General features: G+C 63.6%; 28 protein-coding genes. 15 read left to right on the top strand and 13 right to left on the bottom strand.

Features of this window, described 5'->3' with window-relative positions; all coding sequences use genetic code 11:
• Positions 1-8: 8 nt before the first annotated feature.
• Genes nikC through G365_RS0112680 form a run of 3 tightly spaced genes read left to right on the top strand, consistent with a single transcriptional unit; the run spans position 9 to position 2,619 of the window.
• Positions 9-947, top strand: coding sequence for a nickel transporter permease (gene nikC / locus G365_RS0112690; protein ID WP_019645903.1), 939 nt, complete (start codon positions 9-11; stop codon positions 945-947).
• Entirely contained in the window at positions 947-1,822 is an 876-nt protein-coding gene (locus tag G365_RS0112685; RefSeq protein ID WP_019645902.1) for an ABC transporter ATP-binding protein, read from the top strand. The genes nikC and G365_RS0112685 overlap by 1 nt, the downstream gene beginning before the upstream one ends.
• Positions 1,819-2,619, top strand: a complete 801-nt coding sequence (locus G365_RS0112680; protein WP_019645901.1) for an ABC transporter ATP-binding protein — start codon at positions 1,819-1,821, stop codon at positions 2,617-2,619. The genes G365_RS0112685 and G365_RS0112680 overlap by 4 nt, the downstream gene beginning before the upstream one ends.
• 67 nt (positions 2,620-2,686) lie before the next feature.
• Here the strand turns inward: G365_RS0112680 and cydX are convergent, their stop codons facing one another.
• The 6 genes from cydX to G365_RS21425 form a co-directional block, all read right to left on the bottom strand.
• On the bottom strand, positions 2,687-2,797 hold the full coding sequence (cydX, locus tag G365_RS0112675; protein ID WP_019645900.1) for a cytochrome bd-I oxidase subunit CydX: 111 nt from the start codon (positions 2,795-2,797) through the stop codon (positions 2,687-2,689).
• 14 nt (positions 2,798-2,811) lie between these two features.
• Positions 2,812-3,954: a cytochrome d ubiquinol oxidase subunit II gene (gene cydB / locus G365_RS0112670; RefSeq protein WP_019645899.1), complete on the bottom strand. Its 1,143-nt coding sequence runs from the start codon at positions 3,952-3,954 to the stop codon at positions 2,812-2,814.
• An 11-nt stretch (positions 3,955-3,965) separates the two neighbouring features.
• Complete coding sequence (locus G365_RS0112665; RefSeq protein WP_019645898.1) at positions 3,966-5,531, bottom strand: cytochrome ubiquinol oxidase subunit I; 1,566 nt, start codon at positions 5,529-5,531, stop codon at positions 3,966-3,968.
• A 4-nt stretch (positions 5,532-5,535) separates the two neighbouring features.
• Positions 5,536-5,760 (bottom strand): hypothetical protein, encoded by a 225-nt coding sequence (locus G365_RS0112660; protein ID WP_019645897.1) that lies wholly within the window; start codon positions 5,758-5,760, stop codon positions 5,536-5,538.
• Between the two features lie 189 nt (positions 5,761-5,949).
• Entirely contained in the window at positions 5,950-6,348 is a 399-nt protein-coding gene (locus tag G365_RS0112655; RefSeq protein ID WP_019645896.1) for a DUF2946 family protein, read from the bottom strand.
• Between the two features lie 152 nt (positions 6,349-6,500).
• Positions 6,501-6,950 (bottom strand): MarR family winged helix-turn-helix transcriptional regulator, encoded by a 450-nt coding sequence (locus tag G365_RS21425; RefSeq protein ID WP_019645895.1) that lies wholly within the window; start codon positions 6,948-6,950, stop codon positions 6,501-6,503.
• 79 nt (positions 6,951-7,029) lie between these two features.
• Between G365_RS21425 and G365_RS0112645 the strand changes: the two genes are divergently transcribed.
• On the top strand, positions 7,030-7,305 hold the full coding sequence (locus G365_RS0112645) for a DUF3861 domain-containing protein (protein WP_019645894.1): 276 nt from the start codon (positions 7,030-7,032) through the stop codon (positions 7,303-7,305).
• Here the strand turns inward: G365_RS0112645 and G365_RS21420 are convergent.
• The 3 genes from G365_RS21420 to G365_RS0112630 form a co-directional block, all read right to left on the bottom strand.
• Positions 7,280-8,155: an AraC family transcriptional regulator gene (locus G365_RS21420; protein ID WP_019645893.1), complete on the bottom strand. Its 876-nt coding sequence runs from the start codon at positions 8,153-8,155 to the stop codon at positions 7,280-7,282. The genes G365_RS0112645 and G365_RS21420 overlap by 26 nt on opposite strands.
• Positions 8,152-8,808, bottom strand: a complete 657-nt coding sequence (locus G365_RS21415) for a LysE family translocator (protein WP_019645892.1) — start codon at positions 8,806-8,808, stop codon at positions 8,152-8,154. The genes G365_RS21420 and G365_RS21415 overlap by 4 nt, the downstream gene beginning before the upstream one ends.
• Before the next feature lie 82 nt (positions 8,809-8,890).
• On the bottom strand, positions 8,891-9,862 hold the full coding sequence (locus tag G365_RS0112630) for a transcriptional regulator GcvA (protein ID WP_019645891.1): 972 nt from the start codon (positions 9,860-9,862) through the stop codon (positions 8,891-8,893).
• Positions 9,863-10,085: 223 nt separating this feature from the next.
• Here G365_RS0112630 and G365_RS0112625 point away from each other — a divergent pair, with 223 nt between their 5' ends.
• The gene (locus G365_RS0112625) at positions 10,086-10,319 is read left to right on the top strand and encodes a DUF1127 domain-containing protein (protein WP_019645890.1); all 234 of its coding nucleotides are present in this window, start codon (positions 10,086-10,088) and stop codon (positions 10,317-10,319) included.
• On the opposite strand, the gene G365_RS0112620 is transcribed toward G365_RS0112625, so the two are convergent.
• Positions 10,320-10,628, bottom strand: coding sequence for a hypothetical protein (locus tag G365_RS0112620; RefSeq protein ID WP_155976252.1), 309 nt, complete (start codon positions 10,626-10,628; stop codon positions 10,320-10,322).
• Positions 10,629-10,917: 289 nt separating this feature from the next.
• On the opposite strand from G365_RS0112620, the gene G365_RS0112615 reads away from it, so the two are divergent.
• The 4 genes from G365_RS0112615 to G365_RS23015 all read left to right on the top strand — a co-directional run bounded on the left by G365_RS0112615 (position 10,918) and on the right by G365_RS23015 (position 16,813).
• Positions 10,918-11,985, top strand: a complete 1,068-nt coding sequence (locus G365_RS0112615; protein ID WP_019645888.1) for a gp53-like domain-containing protein — start codon at positions 10,918-10,920, stop codon at positions 11,983-11,985.
• Between the two features lie 111 nt (positions 11,986-12,096).
• The gene (locus G365_RS23020) at positions 12,097-13,749 is read left to right on the top strand and encodes a phage tail protein (protein WP_019645887.1); all 1,653 of its coding nucleotides are present in this window, start codon (positions 12,097-12,099) and stop codon (positions 13,747-13,749) included.
• A gap of 198 nt (positions 13,750-13,947) precedes the next feature.
• Positions 13,948-14,901, top strand: coding sequence for a glutathione synthase (gene gshB, locus G365_RS0112605; RefSeq protein WP_019645886.1), 954 nt, complete (start codon positions 13,948-13,950; stop codon positions 14,899-14,901).
• Between the two features lie 178 nt (positions 14,902-15,079).
• The gene (locus tag G365_RS23015; protein ID WP_019645885.1) at positions 15,080-16,813 is read left to right on the top strand and encodes a trypsin-like peptidase domain-containing protein; all 1,734 of its coding nucleotides are present in this window, start codon (positions 15,080-15,082) and stop codon (positions 16,811-16,813) included.
• 114 nt (positions 16,814-16,927) lie between these two features.
• On the opposite strand, the gene G365_RS0112595 is transcribed toward G365_RS23015, so the two are convergent.
• Entirely contained in the window at positions 16,928-18,331 is a 1,404-nt protein-coding gene (locus G365_RS0112595) for an aspartate ammonia-lyase (RefSeq protein WP_026345334.1), read from the bottom strand.
• 264 nt (positions 18,332-18,595) lie between these two features.
• On the opposite strand from G365_RS0112595, the gene G365_RS21400 reads away from it, so the two are divergent.
• The 3 genes from G365_RS21400 (at position 18,596) to G365_RS0112580 (ending at position 20,477) form a co-directional block, all read left to right on the top strand.
• Complete coding sequence (locus G365_RS21400; RefSeq protein ID WP_019645883.1) at positions 18,596-19,405, top strand: helix-turn-helix domain-containing protein; 810 nt, start codon at positions 18,596-18,598, stop codon at positions 19,403-19,405.
• A 74-nt stretch (positions 19,406-19,479) separates the two neighbouring features.
• Positions 19,480-20,115, top strand: coding sequence for a LysE family translocator (locus tag G365_RS0112585; RefSeq protein ID WP_019645882.1), 636 nt, complete (start codon positions 19,480-19,482; stop codon positions 20,113-20,115).
• Between the two features lie 101 nt (positions 20,116-20,216).
• Positions 20,217-20,477, top strand: a complete 261-nt coding sequence (locus G365_RS0112580) for an usg protein (RefSeq protein WP_019645881.1) — start codon at positions 20,217-20,219, stop codon at positions 20,475-20,477.
• An 11-nt stretch (positions 20,478-20,488) separates the two neighbouring features.
• Here G365_RS0112580 and G365_RS0112575 read toward each other — a convergent pair whose 3' ends face one another.
• Positions 20,489-20,926 carry an Lrp/AsnC family transcriptional regulator gene (locus G365_RS0112575; RefSeq protein WP_019645880.1) on the bottom strand — a complete coding sequence of 146 codons (438 nt, stop codon included), beginning with the start codon at positions 20,924-20,926 and terminating at the stop codon, positions 20,489-20,491.
• 155 nt (positions 20,927-21,081) lie between these two features.
• On the opposite strand from G365_RS0112575, the gene G365_RS0112570 reads away from it, so the two are divergent.
• On the top strand, positions 21,082-21,993 hold the full coding sequence (locus tag G365_RS0112570) for a DMT family transporter (protein ID WP_019645879.1): 912 nt from the start codon (positions 21,082-21,084) through the stop codon (positions 21,991-21,993).
• Between the two features lie 5 nt (positions 21,994-21,998).
• Here G365_RS0112570 and G365_RS24485 read toward each other — a convergent pair whose 3' ends face one another.
• On the bottom strand, positions 21,999-23,993 hold the full coding sequence (locus G365_RS24485) for a tetratricopeptide repeat protein (RefSeq protein ID WP_019645878.1): 1,995 nt from the start codon (positions 23,991-23,993) through the stop codon (positions 21,999-22,001).
• A 148-nt stretch (positions 23,994-24,141) separates the two neighbouring features.
• Here G365_RS24485 and G365_RS21390 point away from each other — a divergent pair, with 148 nt between their 5' ends.
• Positions 24,142-24,636 (top strand): winged helix-turn-helix transcriptional regulator, encoded by a 495-nt coding sequence (locus G365_RS21390; protein ID WP_019645877.1) that lies wholly within the window; start codon positions 24,142-24,144, stop codon positions 24,634-24,636.
• Positions 24,636-25,913, top strand: coding sequence for a beta-ketoacyl-ACP synthase II (gene fabF, locus G365_RS0112555; RefSeq protein ID WP_019645876.1), 1,278 nt, complete (start codon positions 24,636-24,638; stop codon positions 25,911-25,913). Before G365_RS21390 ends, fabF begins: the two co-directional genes overlap by 1 nt.
• The last annotated feature ends 78 nt before the right edge of the window (positions 25,914-25,991 follow it).

The raw sequence follows: 25,991 nt of genomic DNA, 5'->3' as shown, positions 1-25,991 counted from the left end.
GGGCGGCGATGAACAAACCAATGACAGGCACCGCCACCGCGCCGCAGGGTCTGCGCGGCTGGCTGAGGACTGATACCCCGCAGTCGCGGTTTCAGGCGCGGATGGGCCGGCTGTGGTTCGGCTGGCTGACCTTCCGCCGGAACCGGCTGGCGATGCTGGGGCTGAGTATTGTGCTGCTGCTGTGTGCGGTGGCGCTGTTCGCGCCGCTGCTGGCCCCCTATAACCCGGTGCAGGGTGTCCTGAATGACCGGCTGCAGGCCGGATCGGCGGCGCACTGGTTCGGGACTGACAATATGGGGCGCGATATCCTGTCCCGCCTGATTTACGGGGCGCGCTATACCCTGATGGTGGTGGTGCTGGTGGCGATCACCGCCGCACCGATCGGCCTGCTGGTCGGCACTGTCGCCGGATACTTCGGTGGCTGGGTGGATACCGCGCTGATGCGGGTCACTGACATTTTTCTGGCCTTCCCCAAGCTGATTCTGGCTCTTGCCTTTGTCGCCGCGCTGGGGCCGGGGCTGGAAAATGCCGTGCTGGCGATTGCCCTGACCTCGTGGCCGCCGTATGCCCGGCTGGCACGGGCGGAGACGCTGACGGTGCGCAAGGCTGACTATATTGCCGCCGCCCGCCTTCAGGGGCTGTCACATGCCCGGCTGATCGTCGGTCACATCATGCCGATGTGCACCAGCTCGCTGATCGTGCGGGTGACGCTGGATATGGCGGGGATCATCCTGACCGCTGCCGGGCTCGGCTTTCTGGGCCTCGGGGCTCAGCCGCCGCTGCCGGAATGGGGGGCAATGATCTCTGAGGGTCGTCAGTTCCTGCTGAATCAGTGGTGGGTGGCAACGGTGCCGGGTCTGGCGATTTTTGTCGTCAGTCTGGGGTTTAACCTGCTCGGTGACGGGTTGCGCGACGTTCTTGACCCGCGGGCCGGAGGGAATGGCTGATGGCTGATCTGAAGTCTGCCGCACCTCTGCTGGAGGTGGAGGATCTGCGGGTACACTTTCATACCCCGCGCGGTGAGGTCGAGGCCGTGCGCGGTCTGTCGTTCACGCTGGGGCGGGAACGGCTGGGGATCGTCGGGGAGTCCGGGTCAGGCAAATCCCAGACCGGGCGTGCCATCCTTGGCCTGACTGCCGGAAATGGCCGGATTACCGCGAAAACCCTGCGCTTTCAGGGGCAGGATCTTTTGTCGCTGAGCCCGAAGCAGTGGCGGGCGGTGCGGGGGGCCCGCATGTCGATGATCATGCAGGATCCCAAGTATTCCCTGAATCCGGTGATGACCGTCGGTGACCAGATTGTCGAGGCATACCGCCAGCACCACCGGGTGTCGGCGGCTGAGGCCCGGCAGCGGGCGCTGGCGATGCTGGCGCGGGTGAAGATCCGTGACCCGGAACGGGTGTTTGCCACCTATCCGCATGAGGTCTCGGGCGGGATGGGGCAGCGGATCATGATCGCGATGATGCTGATCCCCGAGCCGGACCTGATCATTGCGGACGAGCCGACCAGTGCACTGGATGTCACCGTGCGGCTTCAGGTGCTGGCGATTCTGGATGATCTGGTGCGGGAACGCGGGATGGCTCTGATCTTCATCAGCCATGATCTGCCGCTGGTGTCATCCTTCTGTGACCGGATTCTGGTGATGTATAAGGGCCGGGTGGTGGAAGACCTGAAGGCGTCAGACCTGCAGTCTGCCCGCCATCCCTACACGCAGGGGCTGCTCGGCTGCCTGCCCCGGCTGGACCACCGGCAGGAAACGTTGCCGGTGCTGCGCCGCGACCCGCGCTGGGAACACGGAACCCTTGAGGAGGTGATGCGATGAGCGCCGCTGTCTTGCAGGCGGTTCCGGGCACCGGAATTGATGTGTCGGGCCTGAATGTCTGGTTTGATGATCATCAGGTGCTGCACGGGGTCAGCTTCAGTGTGCCGGAAGGGGGGGCGCTGGGGCTGGTCGGGGAATCCGGGTCGGGAAAATCGACGGTACTGCGGGCCCTGTGCGGGCTGGTGGATCAGTGGTCGGGGGCCCTGCGCATTGATGGGGCCGATCTGGGGAAGACCCGTAGCCGGGGCTTTTACCGGGTGGTGCAGATGGTGTTTCAGGATCCCTTCGCCAGCCTGCATCCGCGCCATACCATTGACCGTACCCTGTCTGAACCGGCGCAGGTCCACGGGCTGGACCGGGTGGAGGACCGGGTGGTGACGGCACTGGAACAGGTGGGGCTGGACCGCTCTTTCCGGTTCCGGTTTCCGCATCAGCTGTCCGGCGGGCAGCGGCAGCGGGTGGCGATTGCCCGGGCCCTGATGCTGGAGCCACGGGTGCTGCTGCTGGATGAGCCGACCAGCGCGCTGGACGTGTCGATTCAGGCGGAAGTGCTGAATCTGCTGAAGGGGCTGCAACGCGATCTGGGCCTGACCACCCTGATGGTCAGCCACGATCTGGCGGTGGTGTCGCATATGTGCGACGCGGTGGCGATCATGAACCGCGGGCGGATTCTTGAAACCATCGCGGCGGAGGATCTGGCCGCCGGGCGGGTTGATCATCCCTACAGTCAGCAGTTGCTGCGGGCATCGTCCGGGTTTGACCGGGCGGTGATTGACAGTTTCGTCGACTGGGAATAAGCGGCCTGTCCAGATAAAAGCCGCCCGGTGGAGGATGCCCCCCACCGGGCGGGTATCGTTTCAGGCCTTATTCGTCGGCCCCGCCGGGATCCGGCAGATGCATTTCATGCCACAGGGCGTTGAGGATTCCGGCCCCGCAGGCCAGACCGATCCCCAGAATCCATGCGAAGTACCACATTGTGTCTGTCCCCCTCAGTAATGGGCGGTCGGGTTGCGCTCGATCTGTTCCGCCGTCACCCGGCCACGCAGGGTGCGGAAGACGAAGCTGGTGTAGGCCAGAATGATCGGCAGGAAGATCAGGGTGCAGATCAGCATGATGAACAGGGTGCGCTGGCTGGACGAGGCATCCCACACCGTCAGGCTCGACACCGGGTCCAGACTGGACGGCAACAGGAATGGGAACATGCTGACCCCGGCGGTGGCGATGATGCCGAACAGCCCGATGCCGCTGGCGATAAAGGCGGTGCCGGGGCGCCCGGCCCGCACCAGTGCCAGCGCCATAAGTTGCCCGGTCAGACCGAGAACCGGGGCAATCAGCATCCACGGATAGGTGGCATAGTTTTTCATCCAGGCCCCGGACTCAATTGCCACCTGCTTCAGCAGCGGGTTGGACGGGCCATCGGTGACCAGCGGCGAGGTGATGGTGTAGCCGGGCAGGCCATAGGCCACCCAGATCCCGGCCAGCCCGAACAGCAGGGCGGTCAGGGGGGCGGTGAGGCCCAGAATCCGTTCAGCCCGCTGGCGGACCGGCCCGTCAGCCTTCACCGACAGATAGACCGCGCCATGGGACAGCAGCATAAACAGCGACACCAGACCGGCCAGCAGGCCAAAAGGGTTGAGCAGTTCAAACAGGCCGGACCCTTCGTAGAAGATCCGCATGTCGGCATCAATGCGGAACGGGGCCCCCTGCAACAGGTTGCCGAAGGCGACGCCGAACACCAGCGACGGCACGATGCCACCGATGGTCAGCGCCCAGTCCCAGAACGACCGCCAGCGCGGATCGGTGATTTTGTTGCGGAACTCAAAGCCCACCGGGCGGATGATCAGGGCCGCCAGCACCAGAAACAGGGCGATGTAGAACCCGGAGAAGGCGGTGGCATAAATGGCTGGCCACGCGGCAAAGATTGCCCCGCCGCCAAGGATCAGCCACACCTGATTGCCGTCCCACACCGGGCCGATGGTGTTGATGGCCACCCGTCGTTCCACGTCGGTGCGGGCAACGGCGGGCAGCAGGGCGGCAACGCCCAGGTCGAAGCCGTCCATGATGGCCAGCCCGATCAGCAGGACCCCCAGAAACAGCCACCAGATAACGCGCAGAAGTTCGTAGTCAAGCATCGTGGTCCCCCTTATTCCGCAGGCTGGGCCACGGGGGTGCCCGGGGCCGGTTTCAGGTTGAGGGCGGCAACCGGGCCGAGGCGGATGGTCTTCCGCATCAGCAGGATATCGACCACCAGCAGCGACGAGTAGAAGACGACAAAGCCGCACAGGGTGAACAGCACCTTGGACAGCGACAGTGACGAAGAGCCGAGGAAGGTCGGCAGCATGCCATCCACCGCCCACGGCTGACGCCCGAACTCGGCGACGAACCAGCCGAATTCCGCCGCCAGCCACGGCAGCGGCAGCGACCACACACAGACCTTCAGGAACAGAGATCCCCCGAAATCCCGGCGGCAGGCTTTCCAGAAAGCGATGGCGAAAAAGACGATGAAGAACAGGCCAAGCCCGACCATGATCCGGAACCCCCAGAACAGCGGCCCGACGCCGGGCACCGTGTCAGCGGCGGCCCGGGCGATGGTGGCGTCATCGGCGGTACGGGGATCGGACACATACTTTTTCAGCAGCAGGGCATGGCCCAGATCACGGTCATGGGCCAGCAGGGTGGCCCGGGCTTCGGCATTGCTGCGGTCAGCACGCAGGCGTTCCAGCGCGTCGTACGCGATCAGACCGTTGCGCACGCGCTGTTCGGCGGTTTTTACCAGATCGTTGATGCCGGGCAGCTGGGTATCGGCGGAGCGGGTGGCGATCAGCCCCAGTGCCCACGGCACCTTCACTTCCAGATGGTTCTCGCGGTTGGCGGCATCGGGGATGGCAAAGACCGTAAACCCGGCGGGGGCCGGTTCGGTTTCCCACATTGCCTCAATCGCGGCCAGCTTCATCTTCTGGCTTTCGCTGACGGTGTAGCCGCTTTCATCGCCCAGAACCACCACCGACAGACTGGACAGCAGGCCGAAGGCGGAGGCAACCGTCATCGACCGCCGGGCAAACTGCACATGCCGCCCGCGCAGCAGGTACCACGCGCTGACCGCCATCACAAACATGGCCCCGGTGACATATCCGGCGCTGATGGTATGGACGAACTTTGACTGGGCTGCCGGATTGAACAGCAGCTCCCAGAACGAGGTCATCTCCATCCGCATGGTGTCAGGGTTGAAATGGGCGCCGACCGGGTTCTGCATCCAGCCATTGGCAATCAGGATCCACAGGGCCGACATGTTCGACCCGATCGCCACCAGCCAGGTCGCGGTCAGGTGGCCCAGCTTGCTCATGCGGTCCCAGCCGAAGAAGAACAGGCCGACGAAGGTTGATTCCAGGAAGAAGGCCATCAGCCCTTCAATCGCCAGCGGCGCGCCGAAGATGTCGCCGACGTAATGGGAGTAATAGGCCCAGTTGGTGCCAAACTGGAATTCCATGGTGATGCCGGTGGCAACCCCCATGGCAAAGTTGATGCCGAACAGCTTGCCCCAGAACTTGGTCATGTCGCGCCAGATGGTGCGTCCGGTCATGACATAGGTGGTTTCCATGATGGCCAGCAGAAAAGACAGGCCAAGGGTCAGCGGTACAAACAGAAAGTGATAGAGCGCGGTGGCGGCGAACTGGAGCCGCCCGACCGCAGTCGGATCAAGATCAAACATCAGGTCAGTTTCCTTTTGTGGCGGCGCGGGTAGAGGCCGGTATCAGGTGGTCGGTCATAATCGACTCGGTGACCGGGGCCCGGGATTCAGCGCCGAACAGGAAAAAGCGCATCGCCACCACAACCATCAGCTTGATGCACAGGGCGGCGGTGATACCGCGCGCCAAAGGGGTGCGGGGGCGGATTGCCGCTGACAGGAAGGCATGCAGAGAGGTCAGGACCGCGTGCATGGCACACTCCTTGACAACAGGGCCGGTGCGGGCACGCGGCCAGATTGCGGATGCATTCAGCCTGCTGCCGGTCTGACGGTGTCAGGGCAGAGGGTTGGCTGAATAAAAGATGCGGGACGAAACTGTCTGGGTGTCAGCCTGCACCGGCAGGAGCGGGCAGGGCAGGACACGGCTGACAGAAAAGGATGATCAGACCCGGGGCGGGCCGCGTGGGGCCGCAGTCAGATTCAGCCCCGCTGATCGCAGGGGCTGGGTGCTGAGGGGGGGATGGGGCAGGGGGGCCGGTGGATTTGACCGCAGAATGATCGTCTGCGGCACCGTTACGAATGCGGCCCCTTGCAGCATTGGCAGGCAGAACACGCACAGATCTGCCCCACCGGCTTGATCTGTGGTGTTGATGATGGTGCCGTCACGGTCCATCACCAGAATACCGCTTGAGGTACAGATGATGATCCGGTCACCTTCAAGGCCAGCGGCAAACCGGGCCGTATAGGGGGCCTGTGTGGCATTGGCGGGCCGGGTTGGCAGCAGGCCGCCCCCGGCAATGTTGAAGACCAGAACCAACAGGCCGATCCACGCGGCAGTCAACCGTCGGATCCGGGCGCAGGCCGGATTCGCTGCTGTGCTGTACTGCTTTTTGCGAGAATCCCTAATCATAGTATGGAGACTATCATCCTGCCGGTGGATGAAGTCAACCGGCTTGCGTTACCCCGGTGCCACAGATCAGGGCTGCGTCCGCTTCAGCCCTGACTGTGTTCTCCCGAAAGATTTCCGGCCATCCGCTCCAGCATATCCGCGATCAGCCTCTGCTCTTCCGCCGTCAGCCCCCGCATCATCTGTGAAGCCACCCGGGCGCGGTTGTCCTGAAGCCGGGTAAAAAGCTGTTCGCCTGTCTGCGTCAGGCTCAGGCAGTGGGTGCGGCGGTCGCTGGCATGGGCAGTGCGGGTGATCAGACCCTGATCTTCAAGGTCTTTCAGGACCCGTGCCACCTGTGCCTTGTCACGCCCGCTGTGCTCAACCAGCTGGCTGGGCTGCACACCCGGCATCCGCCCGATGGCGGACAGAGCTTTTGCCTGAAAAGGGGGGAGGCCAGGGGTTTCTGCGGCCAGACCGTCGCGCATCCGTGCTTTAAAGCGGTGGCTGAGATCCCACAGGCGGTCGGCGATATCTGGCTGGGCAGTGAGGGGCATAGCGGGTCCAAGAATATGTTGATAAAGTCAACTAATGTGATTATGTTGATAGTATCAACGAAATCGAAGGGGCAAAGCAATGGCCAATCATTATCGCATCACCGTCGAGCCGCTGTCTGCTGATCGCGCGGAGAAGGATGCGCCGCTGGTGTTTGAGGCGGAAAGCCATGATGACATCATCGCCATCGTCAGGCGGGTGAAGGAAAAAGGCATCCTGCCGGAAGAGCAGGTGCCCGCGTTTGTCACCGGATTAAAGCTGTTTGGGGGCGTGATGTTAAAAAACCGGGCTCTGCCGCTGTTTTCTGACTTTATGGGCGCGTTTGCCACCTTCATGAAGGCGTTGAAGGCAGCCTGACGCGGTCCCTCGATCCGGGTTGAAAAAAGGCCCGATATTGCCCCGGGGTCAGGGCCAGCCGTTGGCGGAAGTGGCGCTGAAAATGGGCCTGATCGGCAAAGCCCAGCGTGTGGGCAATTTCTGACAGGCTGTGCTGACCCCGCCGCAGCATCGGTTTGGCGCGCTTGATCCGTTCATCAAGCTGACAGGCATGCGGGGCCTGCCCCCAGGCCTGCCGGAAACGGTGGAGCAGTTGCGAACGGGTCAGCCCGACAGCGGTGCTGAGGTCTGCCAGCGGCAGCGGATCGCTGAGGTTATCAAGGATCATCTCCCGCACCCGCAGCATGGCCGGGTCGGCGCGTCGTCGTCGGGTGGTCGGCTCCGGGGCGGTCTCCAGCAGCGGGGTGAACAGGTCAATCACCGCCGTTTCCGTTTCCAGTGGATTTTCCCCGGTGGTCAGCAGGTGCCATGCCCGGTCAAAGCGTCGGGCCGTGTCTGCCCGGTGGTTGCTGCGGGCGGCAAAGACCGGCGGGGGGCGGTCAGGCTCCGGATTCAGGGCGTCTGCGGCCCAGCCGGGCTCTGCAAACAGCATGCGGTATGACCAGTCTACCTGCTCGGCGTTGCAGGCGTGGGTATCCCCGGCATTGATGGTCACGACGCTGCCGGGGCCGACCAGTTCCCGTTCCCGCCGGTTGAGATAGCTGGAAATGCCGCTGTCGATGATCCCGGCGGACAGTTCATCATGTGAATGGGGGCGAAAGCAGACCGGCGCCCCCCGCACCTGCCGGAGTTCAAGGGCGGGTAGAATGGTGCTGCGCTGCAGATGGGTTTCAGGCATGACCGGCTCCAGATCCGGGGGGGAGTGTGTCATGGCAGGGCCTGCCCCTGCAAGGCGGCGGACAGTCCGCGGATGACCTCCGGCAGAAGGGGCAGGACGCTGGCAGCCAGAATGCCAGCCATCAGCCGGTTGAAGGCCCGCTGCCGCCGGGGCTCTGCCAGCAGACGGCGGATCAGATGCCCCAGCGCCGCCCAGCTGCCGACACCGAGAAAACACATGGCAAAAGACAGCAGGCAGAACAGCAGAAGTGCCGGGACCGGACCGGCAAAAGAATCACGGCCGGACACGAACAGCCCGATCCCGGACATCGCCCACAGCCAGGCCTTGGGGTTAAGGATCTGCACCAGCGCCCCGTCGGTCAGACGTGGAGGGTGGCTGTCGGCTGTTGCCGTGCCGGTTTCGCCGACCGGGGCGGTCGCAAGCCCCCAGGCCATCCACAGCAGAAACAGTGCCCCGGCAAGGGACATGACGTGATGGGCCAGCGGCAGCAGACGGGCTGCTTCGGCCAGCGCCAGACCGGCCACGGCGACCACCAGCACGTAGCCAACCGTTGCCCCGGTGACATGGGGCAGGGTCCGCCACAGGCCGAACCGGGCACCGGAGGCGGTGGCAATGACATTGACCGGGCCCGGGGTGATGGACCCGACCAGAGCGAAGGTCAGCATCGACGCAATGACGGACAACATGGCTCTGCCCCTGTCTGACGATGGAATGGGGGCGGAACTGTAGGCAATGGGTCCGGTGCTGTATTGAATGAAAGCGCGGGCGTTATGGGGCCGGCACGGCAGTAAAGTCCGGCGCTGACAGATCGTTCTGTTCGTCGGGGGTATAAGGCATGGTCCGGGCCCCCATCTCCACCACCCAGTCAACAAAGGCACGGACTTTTGGCTGATCGGCGATGGATTCCGGGGCGACCACGTAATACGCGTAATCCGCCGGGCGGCTGATGTTGAACAGCGCCACCAGCCGCCCGTCGCGCAGATGGTCCCCGATCAGCCCGGTGCGGCCGAGGGCGACGCCCAGCCCGTCAACGCAGGCTTTCACCAGCATTCCGCCTTCGTCGAAATGCAGGCCGCGTTCGGTATCCACATCGCCCAGCCCGAACAGCCCGAGCCAGTTTTTCCAGCGGGTCCATGTCTCGGTATCGCGCATGCCCCGGCCATGCAGCAGGGTATGGTGGCGCAGATCGCCCCAGTCACTCAGGCGCGGGCCATTGCTCAGCAGGGTCGGGGCTGCCACCGGCAGCACGTGTTCGGTCATCACCCGGTGGGTGCGCAGGCCGGGGTAAACCCCCTGACCGTAACGGATGCCGACATCAATCTCATCGGCAATGAAGTCCACCCGCCGCACGGTGGCAGTGACGCGGATGTCGATCTCGGGGTAGCGACGGCGGAAATGCCCCAGCCGGGGCACCAGCCATTGCCGCCCGAAGCTGGGGATGGTGGTGATATGCAGCGGGCCGCGCAGCTCGCTGCCGCACAGCCGGTCACTGGCCCGGGCCAGCTGGTCAAACCCTTTGGTCAGCTCCGGCAGGTAAGACCGCCCCTGTGCCGTCAGGCGCAACCCCCGGGGCAGGCGGTCGAACAGGATTACCCCAAGAAACTCTTCCAGCCCTTTGACCTGATGGCTGATAGCCGTTGAGGTGACATGCAGTTCCTCTCCGGCACGGGCGAAGCTGCCAAGGCGGGCCGCAGCTTCAAAGGCGCGCAGGGCATTCAGGGGGGGAAGGCGACGGATCATCGGGCGTATTCCTCTCTCGCCGGGCCCATCGTCTCAGCGGGGGCGGGGTCGGCGCGGTGGCCCACTTTAAGGGGTGTGCCCGGACAGGGAAAGCCACTTCGGAACGCATCCGGGATCGACCCCAAGTTTTTCTTGGGGTCGCCATCAGAAAGCTTCGTTTGCTGAAGTCAGGGTGAGGGGAGAGTATGGGTTAAATGATCAGTGATGCAATGGAGTTCTAATCATGAAGAATAATGTATGTTTTGTCTGCGAAGATGTTTTAATGGATGAAAAAATATCAAAAAAGAAAGTATATATTATAAATTTTTACAAAAAAATTATGAGTTTTTTTTGGGGAAGTGGCTATTTTTCCCACTGTAAAACCTATGATGATCTCATTCAGATGGATGATCATTTGCTGCGGGATATTGGTCTGCATCGGGAAACCCTGCGGGACAGTCTCCGTCAGCGGGAGTGATCAGGCATGAGGAAACCGTGGCCGGAGTGCGGCTGTCTTTTGGGCCATCCGGGCCGGTACCGGGTGGCCCGATGCTTTCTGGGGCCGCGCCGGGTGGTCAGCCTGCGCCGGGGCCGGAGCAAAAGCGGTTTTGCGCCGGGTGTAACGGGCAACCGTATAGTCGCTGAGGATCACTTCCTGAGTGACAAAGGCATGGGCGCAATCCTGACAGCGTCGGTAGCGGTACCCGGTTGCGCCATCCCGTCGGTAAACGGCTGATCCGCCGCCGCAGATCGGGCAGGACAGGGCATCTTTGATCATGTCAGTCATCAGGCTGGGTCCCGTGTTGCCGGTGTTCTCCGGCACTGTAGCGTGGCCTGTCTGCGGTGAGCGAGGCTGGAGGATTACCGTCAAGCCGGAGGGCGGCAGGGTGTCGGAAATTCTTCTAATATTTTGTTTTTATTGATTTTTTTGATAATTCCAGATCTGGAAAGTACTTTCCAGATCTGGAATTGGCTGTGTTTCGTTTTTGTGAGGATCGCTCTAGAAAAAGTGAGACGATGCAGGGGGTAAAGCTCTGCGGATCGCAGTTTTTTCTTAAGAGCGGGGGCTTTTTATTGTGTCTGTATCGATCTATGACCTGAATGCTGCGATTGCCGATCACCGCGCTGATCCGCATGCGCATCCTGAGCTCCTGCAGCTGCGGCAGGCTGTGACCTCTGCCGGGCTGACCTTCGACCCGGCGGACGGAACCCAGCTGCACACCGCCCTTGAGCAGACGGTTGATGTTGCGGTCGATGCTGCTGTGGTGACCCATATGATCGACCCTGCGGCGCATGCTGAACTGAAGCAGGTGCGGCAGGTCGTCTCTGCGACCGGTATGGTGTTTGATGCCGGTCAGTCCACCCAGCTGCATTCCGCCATTGATCTGATGATCGACACCAACCTGATTGCCGGGGTTGCTGTTCATAAGGCAGACCCGTTTGCTCACCCTGAGCAGAAACAGGTCCGTACCGTCATCACCGATGCCGGTATGGTCTATGATCCGGCAGATCCTGCACAGCTGTCGGCGGCGATCACCCATAAGGTGGTCTCCCATGCGCCGCCGGACGCCAGCGAGACCGTCAAGGGTGTGACCCGCTTTGCCACGGTTGAAGAGGCCCGCAGCGGAGAACTGAACACGGTTGCGGTGCATCCTGCCGGCCTCAATGCGGCTCTGGCTGTCAAGGCCCCGTTGCTGTCCCCGGCACTGACCGGGACCCCGACGGCCCCGACTCCGGCGGTGGGGGATGCCTCATCCCGGATTGCGACCACCGCTTTCATCAAGGGGGCGATGCAGGGGCTCGAGGGGCAGATCGCCGGTCTTGTCCCGGTCAGCGCCTTTACCGGCACCAACCAGTCTCTGACCCAGAACGGGTATCAGAAGCTGCCCGGTGGTCTGATTTTGCAGTGGGGCCAGCTCTGGGAAGATACGCTCGTCTTGCCGCCGGGCAGCGCGGTGACCCGCAGCCTTGTGTTCCCGATCGGGTTTTCGTCCGCGTGTTTGCAGGTCATCTGCTGTTCCACCCTTGATCATGTGATGGTTGCCGCCACCAACCTGACCAAGACCGGCTTTACGGCCTCCTTCTCGACCGACACCACGATGAACATGAACCTCAGCACGCGCTATCTGGCGATCGGGTTCTGACGCTGCCGCGCTGCGGTCCTCTCTGACACAGCCGTTACACCGAATTCCGGGGCATTCCGCCCCAGAACAGGCGTTTGCATGCCTGCATTTTGCATAAACAGGAGATATTTCATGTCCGTGACCTGTTCTTCCCCCGACCTGATCGCGCTTCAGGCCAATGTTGATGTCGCCCTGCAGGCGGCGGTGACTGGCCATGAGGCCAATCCGTTCGCCCACCCGGAACAGAAGCAGGTGCGTCAGGTGATCACCTCCACCGGTGCGGTCTATGATCCGGCCACCGGCCCGCAGCTGCGGACCGCGATTGACGCCATTGTCGGTTGCGCCGTCTCTGCCCATCAGGCTGACGGTTCTGCCCACCCGGAGCTGCCGCAGGTCCGCAAGGTGATCACTGATGCCGGTCTGACCTATAACCCTGCGGATACCGGGCAGCTGTCGCAGGCGATTTCGGCGATTGTCGAAGCGGTGGAGCCGCCGGATGCGACTGAAACCGTCAAGGGTGTCGTCCGTCTGGCGAACAATGCCGAAGCGCAGGCCGGGGCACTGTATACCGTGGCTGTGCATCCGGCAGGCCTGAAGGCCACCGTCGATGCCCTGATCAACGGGGCTCCGGCATCGCTGAATACGCTGGGCGAGCTGGCTGCGGCGATTGGCTATGATGCCAATTATGCTGTGACGGTTGCCGGTCAGATGGCCCTGAAGGCCCCGCTGGCGTCCCCTGTTCTGACCGGGACCCCGACTGCCCCGACCCCGGCGGCGGGCGATAACTCCGGCACCCTTGCCACCACCGCTTTCGTGAAGGGATCGGTGGATACCGCGGTGTCCGGTCTGGTGAACGGTGCGCCGACGGCCCTGAACACGCTGGGCGAACTGGCGGCGGCGCTTGGCAACGATGCCAACTATGCCGTGACGGTTGCCGGTCAGATGGCCCTGAAGGCCCCGCTGGCATCGCCGGAACTGACCGGGACCCCGACCGCCCCGACCCCGGTGGCGGGCGATAACTCCACCAAGATTGCCACCACCGCTTTCGTGAAGGGGTCCGTCGATACGGCGGTCTCCGGCCTGATCAACGGTGCCCCGGGGGCGCTGGATACCCTGAACGAGCTGGCGGCGGCGCTGGGCAATGATGCCAACTTTGCGGCCAGCGTCGCCAATATGCTGGCCCAGAAGGCCCCGCTGGCGTCCCCGGCGCTGACCGGGACCCCGACCGCCCCGACCCCGGCGGCGGGCGATAACTCCTCCGCTCTGGCCACCACGGCCTTTGTGAAGGGCGCTGTGGATGGTCTGGGGCAGACCGTGATGATGCCGGTCGGGATGGAATGCTGGTACCCCGGCACCACCGCCCCGGCAGGCTGGCTGGTCGAAAACGGGGCGCTGGTGTCGCGCGCCGACTACCCCATGCTGTGGGCCTTTGTGCAGGCGTCGGGCATGATGGTGTCCGATGCCAGCTGGCAGAGCGGGACCGCTAACCGGTCGAAGTTCTCCAGCGGTGATGGGACCACCACGTTCCGTCTGCCGGATCTGATCACGGATGGCCTGTTCATCCGGGCGCAGTCTCCGGGGGATGGCAATTTTGGGCGGCGTCAGGAAGATGATCTGAAGAGCCATACTCACGCTTACCACACCCAGATTGGCAGCTATGGTGCCGGTGGGGGTGTGCAGGAGCTGTTCAACAATCTTGGGACCGTGCAGACCGTTATGTCGACCGGCGGCAATGAAACCCGTCCGAAAAACGCCGGGCGTCTGCCGATCATCAAGGCGCACTGATCCCTGTTCCTGTCCCAATCCCTGTGCCGCACCCCGCCGGATCCGTCCGGCGGGGTGTTGTGCGTCCATGCTTTTGCTGTGGGTATGGGCATTTGTGCCCTTCCGCCGGAGGCGCAGGTTGCCTAGATTATCCGGGACAACAGACTGACCGCGCGGGCCGGGGCATCACACCGCCGCCGCCAACCAGAGGGACCGGGAATGAGCCTTGCCATCGCCATCCAGATGGATCCGATCGAAACGGTGAATATCAATGGGGACTCCACCTTCGCCCTGGCGGAGGAAGCGCAGGCCCGGGGGCATCGTCTGTGGCACTATCTGCCCAAGCATCTGACCTTCAACGAGGGTGTGTTGACCGCCCGCGCCCGCGCCCTGACCGTGCGGCGCGAGCAGGGCAACCACTACACCCTCGGGGAGTGGGAAACCCTGCCGCTGGCCGATGTCGATGTGGTGCTGCTGCGGCAGGACCCGCCGTTTGACATGGCCTATATCACCAACACCCACCTGCTGGAGACCGTCCACCCGCAGACGCTGGTGGTCAACGACCCGGCTGAGGTGCGCAATGCCCCGGAAAAGCTGTTTGTCACCCGCTTCAAGGGGTTGATGCCGCCGACCCTGATCTCGTCGGATATGGATGCGATCAAGGCCTTCCGCGAACAGCATCAGGATATCATCGTCAAGCCGCTGTATGGGAACGGCGGGCTGGGGGTGTTCCACCTGAAGCCGGGCGATGAGAATCTGGGCGCCCTGCTGGAGCTGTTCGAGCAACGTTCCCGCGAGCCGGTGATGGTGCAACGCTATCTGCCGGAGGTGCGGCAGGGGGACAAGCGCATCATTCTGGTTGATGGCGAGCCGGTCGGGGCGATCAACCGCATTCCGGCGGACGGTGAGGCGCGGTCGAACATGCATGTCGGCGGCAAGCCGGTGCAGTCCAGCCTGACCGACCGGGAAAAGGAAATCTGCGCCATTATCGGGCCGGAGCTGAAAAAGCGGGGCCTGCTGTTCGTCGGCATCGACGTTATCGGCGGCTGGCTGACCGAAATCAATGTCACCAGCCCGACCGGCATTCAGGAAATCGGCCGCTTCGACGGGGTCAATCTGGCGGCAAAAATCTGGGATGCCATCGAGGACAAGGTGGCGGCCAAGGCCGGATAAGATCCGTCTTTCTGAGAGTGTGGAGCTTTACGCCCGAAGGCCTGGCCTTCGGGCGTTTTTTATTTGTAATATCAATGAATTGGTTTGATTTTATGGCTGTCGTGACTTTCCCCTGAGGTTGTGTGTGTGTTATGTTTCGTGCGAAGCTGGGGTGGGATTTTGGGAAAGGATGATGGGAATGCGATTGGTCAGGATAGCGGTCGTTCTGGGGGGGATGATGGCCCTTGGGGGGTGCCAGACCCTGAAGGATGTCAACTATGTGCAGGCCAGCAAAGCCGCCGATGCAGGGCACCCTGAGGACGCGTTTGAGAGTTTTAAATCCCTCGCCGAAGCGGACGGATATGATGGGCAGGCGTCCTCCCAATACCGGGTGGGGCAGATGTATCTGAACGGGGAGGGCACGGCGCGGAAACCGGAGGCGGCCCTGCGGATGTTCGAGCGTGCTGCGGCCAGCCCAGATCGTTCGTGGCGGCGGATGGCCAACTACCAGATCGGCATGATGTATCTGGAAGGGGTGAAGGACGGTGTTGACCGCAACCGCGGTGAGGCTGCCATCTATTTCCAGCGGTCAGCCCGTGACGGGTACGATCTGGCCCAAAAACGGCTTGAAAAACTGGCGGCTTATCCTGAAGTGGTCGTTATCCTGCATCCCGAAGAGTTTCTAAACTCGGGGAACAATCCCGCGCCGGGTAAATATGAGCAGGCGGTGGCGTATCTGAAGGCAGGCGACGATGCCAGCGCTTTCCCGATCCTCCTCTGGTATGCCCGCGAGGGGCATGGTCCATCGCAGGCGATGGTGGGGGTGATTTATGCCCAAGGGAAGGTGGTGCCCCAGAATTTGAAGTACTTTATGGCCTGGACATTGCTCGCTGCGTTTAGCGACGATGTTGAGTCCCAACTTTTCATGGCGGAAAGCTATCTGGCTGGAAAATACGTCCCGTTTGATGAAGAGCAAGCCAGATTATTGTTCTGGAGGGCCTCGGAAAATGGTCGGCCGGATGGGAGGGCAATGTTGGGCTATCTGATGATTTTTCCGAAGGAGAAAGGGCGTCAGCCTGATATTCAGGCCGGCCTTGACTTTATCCGCCAGTCGGTTGCTAAGGGATCCCCAAAAGGCATGAGGATGCTGGGGGACGCATACACTCAAGGGGGGTGGGGTCTCGCGAAAGACCCTGTTCAGGGGCGCGCCTATTATGAAAAGGCGGCGGCCAAGGGAGATGTCGAGGCGCGGGAGGCTCTGGCCCGGAATGGAGCATCGCCAGCCAAGGGAGCGACTGTCGCTGCAGCGCCAGGGTCTTCCTCTGTAACTGGGGCCGCAGAGCCTCCGGTCGCTGCCGGAGGATCTGTTCCGGCGAAGCCTACGGCGGTAGAGCTGTTTGCCCGGCTGTCTCCGTCAGTGTTCCGGCTGTTGGCTCTTGAGGCGAAGGGGAGTGGCGCGGCATCAGGATCGGCGGTTGCGGTGACTGAACGGTTGGCTGCCACCAACTGCCATGTTCTGGAGGGGCTGGATGTATACGGAGCAAAGCTCGATGGTGATATCGTGATGTTCCAGCGAAGCCACAGCAACCGTGCCAAGGATATCTGCATTATTCAGGCGTCAAAGTCTCTGAAGCCGGTCGCACAGTACCGTCAGTATTCGGCCCTGAAGGTGGGGGAGCGTGTCTATGCGATCGGATCCCCGGCCTCTCTGGAAAATACGATCTCGGAGGGTATCATCTCCGGGCTGCGGACGATGGGGGGAGTTCGTTATGTGCAGATTTCGGCCCCCATTGCACCGGGGTCGTCTGGAGGCGGGTTGTTTGATGAGGAGGGACGGTTGATCGGGATCACCACAAAGGGCATCGAACGGGGGGATCTGAATTTTGCCGTTGCCGTCGATGAAGTGTTTGATGGCCTGAAGCCGACCAGGTAGGGCAAAAAATGAACCGGGGAAAGCGTGGGTGGCCTGTCCGCTTTCCCCGGCTCGGGACGTCTCCGGTGAAGTAGGTTTCGGTTCACCGGAGCGGAGTGTCTGCGCTGATAGCTCTTAGACCGTGCGGGGCGCGGTCAGGCTTTCCGGGCTCAGCACCCGGGCAAGGGCACTTTCGGTCATCAGGCCACGGTCCAGAACCAGCTCGGCGACGGTTTTGCCGGTGCGCAGTGCTTCCCGCGCCACCCACGTCGCATTCTCATAACCGATATGCGGGTTCAGGGCGGTGGCCAGCCCGGCAGAGGTCCGGACCCGTTCAGCCAGCAGCGGACGGTTGGCGGCAATGCCCCGCACGCAGTTGACCGACAGGGTGCGGCAGCCTGCCGCCAGATGTTCGATGCTCTTAAACAGGGAATGGGCAATGATCGGCTCAAAGGCATTCAGCTGCAACTGACCGGCTTCCGATGCCATGGTGACGGTCATGTCGTTGCCAATGACCTCGAAGGCGATCTGATTGACCACTTCCGGGATAATCGGGTTGACCTTGCCGGGCATGATCGACGATCCGGCGGCCCGTTCGGGCAGGAAGATCTCGCCAAACCCGGCCTGCGGGCCGGAGGACAGCAGCCGCAGGTCGTTACAGACTTTCGAGAGTTTGCAGGCAACCCGCTTCAGAACGCCGGACAGCTGCACAAAGGCGCCGGTGTCCTGAGTTGCCTCGATCAGGTTGTCGGCGGGGATCAGCGGCACCCCGGACAGGGCGGCCAGAATCTCCGTCACCAGCCGGGAATAGCGGATGTCGGTATTGATGCCGGTGCCGATGGCGGTGGCCCCCAGATTGATCTCACGGATCAGGGCGGTGGCTTCGCGCAGGCGGTCCACGTCTTCGCCGATCATCACGGCGTAGGTGCGGAATTCCTGCCCCAGCGTCATCGGGACGGCATCCTGAAGCTGGGTGCGGCCCATCTTCAGAATATCAGCAAACTCAGCGGCTTTATCGGCAAAGTCCTGCTGCAGGATGCGCATTGCCGCCAGCAGATCTTCAATCGCAAAGGTCAGCGCCAGCTTCAGCGTCGTCGGATAGACGTCGTTGGTGCTCTGCGCCATGTTGACGTGGTTCAGCGGGTGCAGTTCGGCATAGGCCCCGCGCGGGTGGCCCAGCAGTTCCAGCGCCCGGTTGGCAATCACTTCATTGGCATTCATGTTGGTGGAGGTGCCGGCCCCACCCTGAATGACATCGACCACAAACTGGTCGTGCAGGGCCCCGCCTTCGATGTCGCGGCAGGCCTGTACGATGGCATCGGCGCGGCGGTCGTCCAGATCGCCGAGCTGACGGTTGGCTTCCGCCGCCGCCCGCTTTACCTGAGCCAGAGCAAGAATGAGATGAGGATACGAGCCGATGGATCGCCCGGTGATCGGGTAGTTCTCGCGGGCGCGCAGGGTATGGATACCCCAGTACGCGTCGGCGGGAACATCCCGGTCACCGAGCAAGTCGTGCTCTCTACGGAAGGTAGAGGTCATGATTGGGAGTCCGTTGTTTTTGTTAAATTTTCCGCATTTTTATTAAGTGTGTACGGAGAGTCTCTGAGCATCGGACGCCCTTATAATCGGTCAAAATCACTGGTTTTGACAATTTGGCGAAGCGGCGCGCTTTGGCGCTTTTTTGTGCTTTTACAGCGCCGGTTCGCGCCATTTTTTGCGCAAGAATCTGCGATGCCCTCTGGACGGCATCCCGCAGGCAGGCTATGAGGCAGAACAGGGGCAACAGGGCCGGGCCGATGTGCCATGCAGGATGCATTTTCAGAGAATCTGCGGCTGCTGTGCAGCTACATGACGTCGATCACCGATGTGGCGCGGCGGCTGGGGATCAACCGCAGCCAGCTGAACAAATATCTGGCCGGGTCGTCCTTCCCCCGCCCGGCGATCCTGCGCAAGATTGCCGACTTTTTCGGGATGGATGTGCATGAACTGCTGCTGCCGCCGGAGGATTTTGCCCCCCTGCTGCGCAGCCGCCGGGCCAGCGGCGGGGAGAGTCTGGGCATTCTCGGCAGTACCATCGCTACCATGGTCCGGGGCAGCGACCCACGCCTGCGGGCGGTCGACGGGGCCTTTTTTGAATATTACTACTCGCTGTCCAGTCCCGGAAAAATCATCAGAACACTGATGATTTTTGAAACGCGCGACGGCGTGACCTATTACCGGCGGCTGGAACGGCTGGGGAAGGTGCGGGGGCGGTCGGCCCGGCACTTCCGCTTTGACGGGGTGGCGCTGATGTTCGGGGACCGGGTTTTTCTGGCCGATTACGAACGCACGGCGGGGATCGAGCTGACGCATACCGTTCTGTACCCCGACTATAATGATGTGATCTCTGAAATGGTCGGGATCAAGCTGGGGGTGTCGGGCAACCGGCAACGGACCCCCTGCGCTTTCCGGGTCTGTCTGCAACGGGTGCGGCGGGGGCGGTCGGTGCTGCACAATCTGCGCCGCTGCGGCCTGTTCGCCGAGGAGTCCCCTGAAATTCCGGCTGCCGTGCGGGAGATGATTGATAACCGCATCTCCGGCCCCCATCATTTTACCGCACTGTTGGAACGCTGACAGCGGGACGCCCGTGCGGTACAGTCCCGGCCATTTCCCGGTCTGGCCGGGGCGACCGGAAGAAAGGATCGGGTTTGTCGGTAATTGACTGGGTGTTTGTCAAAGGGCTGATTGTCGGCTTTCTGATCGCGGCCCCGGTGGGGCCGGTCGGGCTGCTGTGCATCCGCCGGGCGCTGGCCGATGGCCGTACCGCTGCCTTTGTGGCCGGTCTTGGGGCGGCGGTGGCCGATACCTTTTACGGCATGGTTGCCGGGCTGGGGCTGTCGCTGGTTTCCGACGCGCTGATGACGTGGAAGACCGAGCTGTCGGTGGTCGGTGGCCTGTTCCTGCTGGTGCTGGGTATCAAGGCGTGGCGCAGCCCGCCGCCGCAGCTTGGGGCCGTGCCGACAACCCATATCGGCCTGCTGAAGGACTTTACCACCACCCTGCTGATCACCCTGACCAACCCGGCGACAATCATCGCCTTCATGGCGGTTTTCGCGTCCCTTGGGGCCGTGCATGTGCAGGATGCGCCGCTGGATGCCGGGCTGTTGATTCTGGGGGTTTTTCTTGGCTCTGCCCTGTGGTGGCTGACCCTGTCGGCCCTGACCGGGGCGGTGCGGCACCGCTTCAGTCCGGTCTGGCTGGGGCACCTCAATCAGGGGTCCGGCGGGTTGCTGATCCTCAGCGGTCTGGGGGTGCTGGGCAGCCTGCTGTGGTCGGGGTTTTAGCAGCCGGTCTGCGGGAGTGCTGCTAAATTATCCTGTTGATCTTAAACGGAAAAATTACAAAATAGAGACATGGGAACACCCTTCTGACGGAGGATCGGACCATGGACCTCGGACGACAGCTGGACGGATACCGGCTCGTTACGGCGAGCATTCTCTATCATCTGCCGGATCATCCGCGCGTGTTGCAGGAGTTTATCTGGCAGCACTACGACAAAGCCCCGAAATACCCTGAGCTTCAGCGCTTTCTGGCCTTCTGGGAGGCCCGGATTGAAGGCCGCCTGCATTCGGTGCGGGTGGGAGCGGCGGATCTGCTGACCCCCGGCCGCTGGCAGGCCGTGCAGGCACAGTGGACCCTGCACTGACTGCCGGGTCTTCAGGCCAGCGGGGGCAGGCGTCGCAGGACCGGCTGGGCTTTGACGATGGCGGTGCTGGTTTCCGCCTTATCGGCGATGCTGTCTAAAATCCGGTCGAGATGACTGATATCCCGCAGCATCAGACGGGCGATGAAACAGTCATCGCCCGTTACTTTATCGCATTCGGTGATTTCGGGGATCTCTTCGATCAGCCTCTGCACCAGATGCAGCCGCCCCGGCAGCGGACGGATCCGCACGATTGCCTGCAGGGTGTACCCCAGTTGGGCGGGATCAATCTCCACCGTAAAGGCGCGGATCAGTCCCTGTTCTTCCAGCCGTCGCAGACGGTCGGAAACGCTGGGCGAGGAGAGGCCGACCTGTGCCGCCAGCTCTTTCAGCGGCAGCCGGGCATTGGCGGTCAGCAGGGTCAGCAGGCGGCGGTCGATGTCATCCGGCATGATGCGATCCTGAAAAGGTTATTTTGCCCTGTAGCCTGATTAAGTGAGGTATATCGTACCGTATGCCTTTTTATATCCCGCTACAAGGGGTGTTGTCCGGCCTAGACTCAGCAGGCCGGGGCTGATCCCGGCCTTCAGTGCAGGAGGGCAGGGGGATGACCCGGTCAGAACAGGCAACGGCGGGCGGGGTCGCCCGGATGACAGCGGCGATGGTGCTGTCAGGGACTATCGGGGTGTTTGTGGTGTGGTCGGGCCTGCCGGTGACGGCGGTGGTCTTCTGGCGCTGTGTGTTCGGGGCGCTGACCCTGCTGCTGATCTGCGCCGCGCTGGGGCTGCTGCGACCCGGCCCCGGCGGCTGGCGGGCATTGGCGCGGACCGCAGCGGTGGCCGCGCTGGGCGGGGTGGCTCTGGTGCTGAACTGGGTGCTGCTGTTTGCCGCTTACCCACGGGCATCCATCGCGGTGGCGACGGCGGTCTACAATACCCAGCCGTTCATGCTGGTCGGACTGGGCATGCTGCTGTTCGGCGACCGCCCGGGCCGGGTACGGCTGTGGTGGCTGGCTGTGGCTTTTGGCGGGGTGCTGCTGATCGTCTCAGCCAAGGGCGGCGCTGCCGGTGGGGATTACCTGACCGGGATCGCGCTGGCGTTAGGGGCTGCCTTTTTCTATGCCGTGGCCGCACTGGTCGCCCGGCACCTGAAGGGGGAGCCGCCGCACCGGGTGGCACTGATACAGGTTTTGGTCGGGGGTGTGATGCTGGCCCCGTTTGCGTCCGGCGGGGCGTTGCCATCCGGCGCGGCGGCGTGGGGCAGTGTGGTGACGCTGGGGGTGGTGCATACCGGCGTGATGTATGTGCTGCTGTATGCGGCCCTTCAGCGCCTGCCGACCGCCGTGATCGGGGCGTTGTCCTATGTCTACCCGGTGGTGGCGGTGCTGGCGGATCTGGTGGTGTTTTCCACCCGTCCGCAGCCGGAGCAGATCATCGGCGGGGTGGCGATTGTGGTGGCGGCTGCCGGGTCCACCTTTGGCTGGGTGCCGTGGCGGCGGGCGGTCCGGCCCGCCGCGTGATGATGTCAGCCCCCGGCAGCGGTCAGGCTTTGCCCGAGACGCAGGAACACGCTGTCCCAGTCCCCGGGGGCCGGTTGCCGCAACAGGCGCATGGACGGATACCACGGGCTGTCATCCCGGTCAGTCAGCCAGCGCCAGTCCGGCATGGCGGGCAGCAGTACCCACACCGGCACCCCCAGCGTTCCGGCCAGATGGGCCATTGCGGTGTCCACCGTGATCACAAGATCCAGCCCCCGCAGGAGCGATGCCGTCTCCGTGAAGCCGCCGGTCTCATAATCAGCCCCGGTGTCTTCAATGCGGATATCGTCGGGGATGTCCTGTAACTGCTCCGCGCCGAAGCCTTTCTGCAGGCTGACCAGCGACACTCCGGGCAGGCGGGCCAGCGGCAGGAAGCGCGACAGCGGCACCGAGCGGTTTCTGTCATTGTGATGGCGCGGGTTGCCTTGCCAGACAATACCGATCCGCCGGACCGGGGGATCCCCGGCCTCCGGGCGGGGGGACGTCCGGTCCGCGGGCGGGGGCACCGGCAGCGACAGGGGGGCGGGGATGCTGGCTTCCACCGTCCCCAGACGGCCGGGCAGGCTGAGCAGCGGGCATTGCACATCGGCTGCCGGACGGGCGGTGTCGGTGGCAATGACCTGCACGTCCGGCCCGTTCAGGGCAGACAGCAGGGGCAACAGCGCGGGCTGAACCTCCAGCACCACCTGCCAGCCCTGCGCCGTCAGCACCGGGACGTAGCGGGCAAACTGCAGGGTATCGCCCAGCCCCTGTTCGGCCCACGCCAGCAGGGTGCGGCCCTGTGCGGCGTCACCGGTCCATGCCGGAAGATCCTGATGGCGGGGGGCACCGCCGGACCAGCCGCGGGAGGTCCACCGCCAGTCATATTCCGCCCATCCGGCCTTGAAATCGCCCAGCAGCAGCAGGGCCATACTCAGGTTGAAGCGGGCTTCGGCCATCTCCGGGCGCAGCGCGGTGGCCGCCCGGTAGGCCCTGACCGCCTCCGGCACGCGGCCAAGGTCCATCAGGGTGAAACCCCGGTTGGAATAGGCCTCGGCACAGTCCGGCTGCAGGCTCAGGGCGGTGGCGAAGGCGGTCAGGGCCTCGTCCGGGCGTCCCAGCTCGGCCAGGGCGGCCCCCCGGTTGCAGTGGGTCTGCACATCCTCCGGTGACACCTCCAGCAGGGCATCATAGGCGGCAAGGGCGTCAGCGGTGCGGCCCTGCGCTTTCAGAACCCGGGCGCGGTTGCGGTGCGCATCGGCAAAACCCGGTTGCAGGCGCAGGGCATCTTCATAGGCGGTCAGGGCCTGATCGGGCCGGTTGAGGTCAAACAGGGCGTTGCCCCGGTTGGAATGGGCCTCAGCCAGATCCGGGCGCAGCCGCAGGGCGGTGTCGCAGGCTTCCACGGCCTCCTGCGGGCGCTTCCGGGCCATCAGGATCAGGGCGTGGTTCGTGTGGGCCACGGCATTATCCGGCTGCAGGCGCAGGGCGGTCACGATCGCGTCTTCCGCCTCTGCCAGCCGCCCGAGGTCGAGCAGCAGCAGGCTGCGGTTGATGTGGGCATCGGCGTGGCCGGGGCTGATCTCCACCGCCGTTTCATAGGCGGCAAGGGCGGCATCATGCTGCCCCAGGGCGGACAGGGTGTTGCCCAGATTGGAAAAGGCCATCGCATTGCCCGGCTGCAGCCGGATCGCCGCCCGGTAGGCGGCGGCGGCCTCTTCCAGCCGGTTCAGCTGCTTCAGCACATTGCCACGGTTGGAGTGATAAGCCGGGACATCGGGCGACAGCGACAGCGACATGTCCATCAGCTTCAGCGCGTGATCCTGCTGCCCGCACTGGTAATGCAGCAGGCCGAGAAAGTGCAGGGCATCCGGGTGCAGCGGATTGACGGCGATCACCCGGCGGTAGCATTCTTCGGCGGCCTGCAGGTTCCCGGCCTGATGCTGGCTGAGGCCGATGGAGAACAGGGTCTCGATCTCGTTCTGCGGGCCGGGTATGCTCACGGTGGCGGCTCCTTCTCGGGTGGCGCGGGCAGATGGGGGGCCATTCTGCCTGCGAATGCGGCCTAAGTCCTTAAAAAGAAGCGGCGCGGCGGCTTGTCACCGAAAAGTAACTTGCATAATGATAGTTGCAGGGGTAGCTTTCTTCTCCATGCAGCATACCCGCTTTGATACCCAGCCCTGTCCTGCCGCCCGCGCCCTTGATTGCGTCGGGGACTGGTGGAGCATCCTGATTATGCGCGACGCCTTCCGGGGGATGACCCGTTTCGACGCGTTTCAGAAGAGTCTGGGCATTGCCCCCAACATCCTCAGCCGCCGTCTGGCCCACCTGTGTGAACAGGGTGTGCTGGAAAAGCGCCCGTATCAGACCCGTCCGCTTCGGTACAGTTATCATCTGACTGAAAAGGGGCAGGGGTTTTTTCCGGTGCTGATGGCTCTGGCTGACTGGGGAAACCGCTATCTGCCGATTGACCGTCCGGTCTGGCAGATCACCGACCGGGCCAGCGGCACGCCGCTGGCGGTGCAGGTGGTGCGGGCGGATACGCTGGCGGTCCTGACGCCGGAAACGGTGGCGCTGGCCACCCGCTTTCCCGATGGCCGGACCGTCTCCCACCCATCCCCCGGACAGCCTGAGGAAACCTGTTGATGAATGCTCCGCGTCTTGTAGTCACCGGCATGGGGATCGTCTCCCCGCTCGGGTGCGGTATTGATCCGGTGTGGCAGCGCCTGCTGGCCGGCCGGTCGGGAATCCGTCCCCTGCCGGACGACATGGTGGCCGATCTGGCCGCCACGGTCGGCGGGATGGTGCCGACACTGGCGGAGGATGCCGAGGCCGGGTTTGACCCCGACCGCTCCATCAGCCCCAAAGATCAGAAGAAGATGGACCGCTTCATCCATTTTGCGATGGCTGCGGCGGATGAGGCGCTGGCACAGGCCGGCTGGGCCCCGGAAACCGATGAGCAGCGTGAGCGGACCGCCACCGTCATCGCCTCCGGGATCGGTGGTTTTCCGGCGATGATTGATGCGGTGCGGACCTGTGATGACAAGGGGCCGCGCCGGGTGTCGCCGTTCACCGTGCCGTCTTTTCTGGTGAACCTCGCCGCCGGTCAGGTCTCGATCAAGCACGGGTTCCGGGGTCCGCTCGGGGCGCCGGTGACCGCCTGCGCCGCCGGGGTGCAGGCCATCGGCGATGCCGCCCGCATGATCCGCGCCGGGGAAGCTGACATTGCCCTGTGCGGCGGGGCGGAAGCCTGCCTGAGCCGGGTGACGCTGGCCGGTTTTGCCGCCGCCCGCGCCCTGTCCACCGGCTATGGTGCCACGCCGGAGCAGGCCTCCCGCCCGTTTGACGAAGGCCGCGACGGTTTCGTGATGGGGGAAGGGGCCGGTCTTCTGGTGATCGAAACCCTTGAGCATGCCCTGAAGCGCGGCGCGACCCCGATCGCCGAGCTGGTCGGCTACGGCACCAGTGCCGATGCCTATCATATGACAGCCGGGCCGGAAGACGGCAGCGGGGCCCGCCGGGCGATGGAAGCGGCCCTGCAGCAGGCCGGGATCACCCCGGATCAGGTGCAGCACCTGAATGCGCATGCCACCTCCACCCCGGTCGGGGATAAGGGCGAGCTGGCGGCGATCAGCGGTCTGTTTGGCCGGACCGGCAGTGTTGCCGTTGCCTCCACCAAGTCAGCCACCGGCCATCTGCTGGGCGCTGCCGGGGGGATTGAGGCGATCTTCACCGTTCTGGCCCTGCGGGACCAGACCGCGCCGATGACCCTGAACCTGACCACGCCGGATCCGGCGGCGGAAGGGCTGGATCTGGTGCAGGGTGCGGCCCGCCCGATGGCGATTGAGTATGCGCTGTCCAACGGTTTCGGCTTTGGCGGGGTCAACGCCAGCGTGCTGTTCCGTCGCTGGACCGGGGCGTAAGGCTGAAAGCCGCACCGGCCCGGAATGGCCCCGTCCGGCTTTTGCCGGTATGGTTTGCCAGTCCGGCTTTTGCCGGTA

Source organism: Novispirillum itersonii subsp. itersonii ATCC 12639 (assembly GCF_000381985.1).
Classification (GTDB): domain Bacteria; phylum Pseudomonadota; class Alphaproteobacteria; order Rhodospirillales; family Rhodospirillaceae; genus Novispirillum; species Novispirillum itersonii.
The sequence above is the reverse complement of the archived record's forward strand: the minus strand, read 5'-3'. Positions and strand labels throughout refer to the sequence as shown.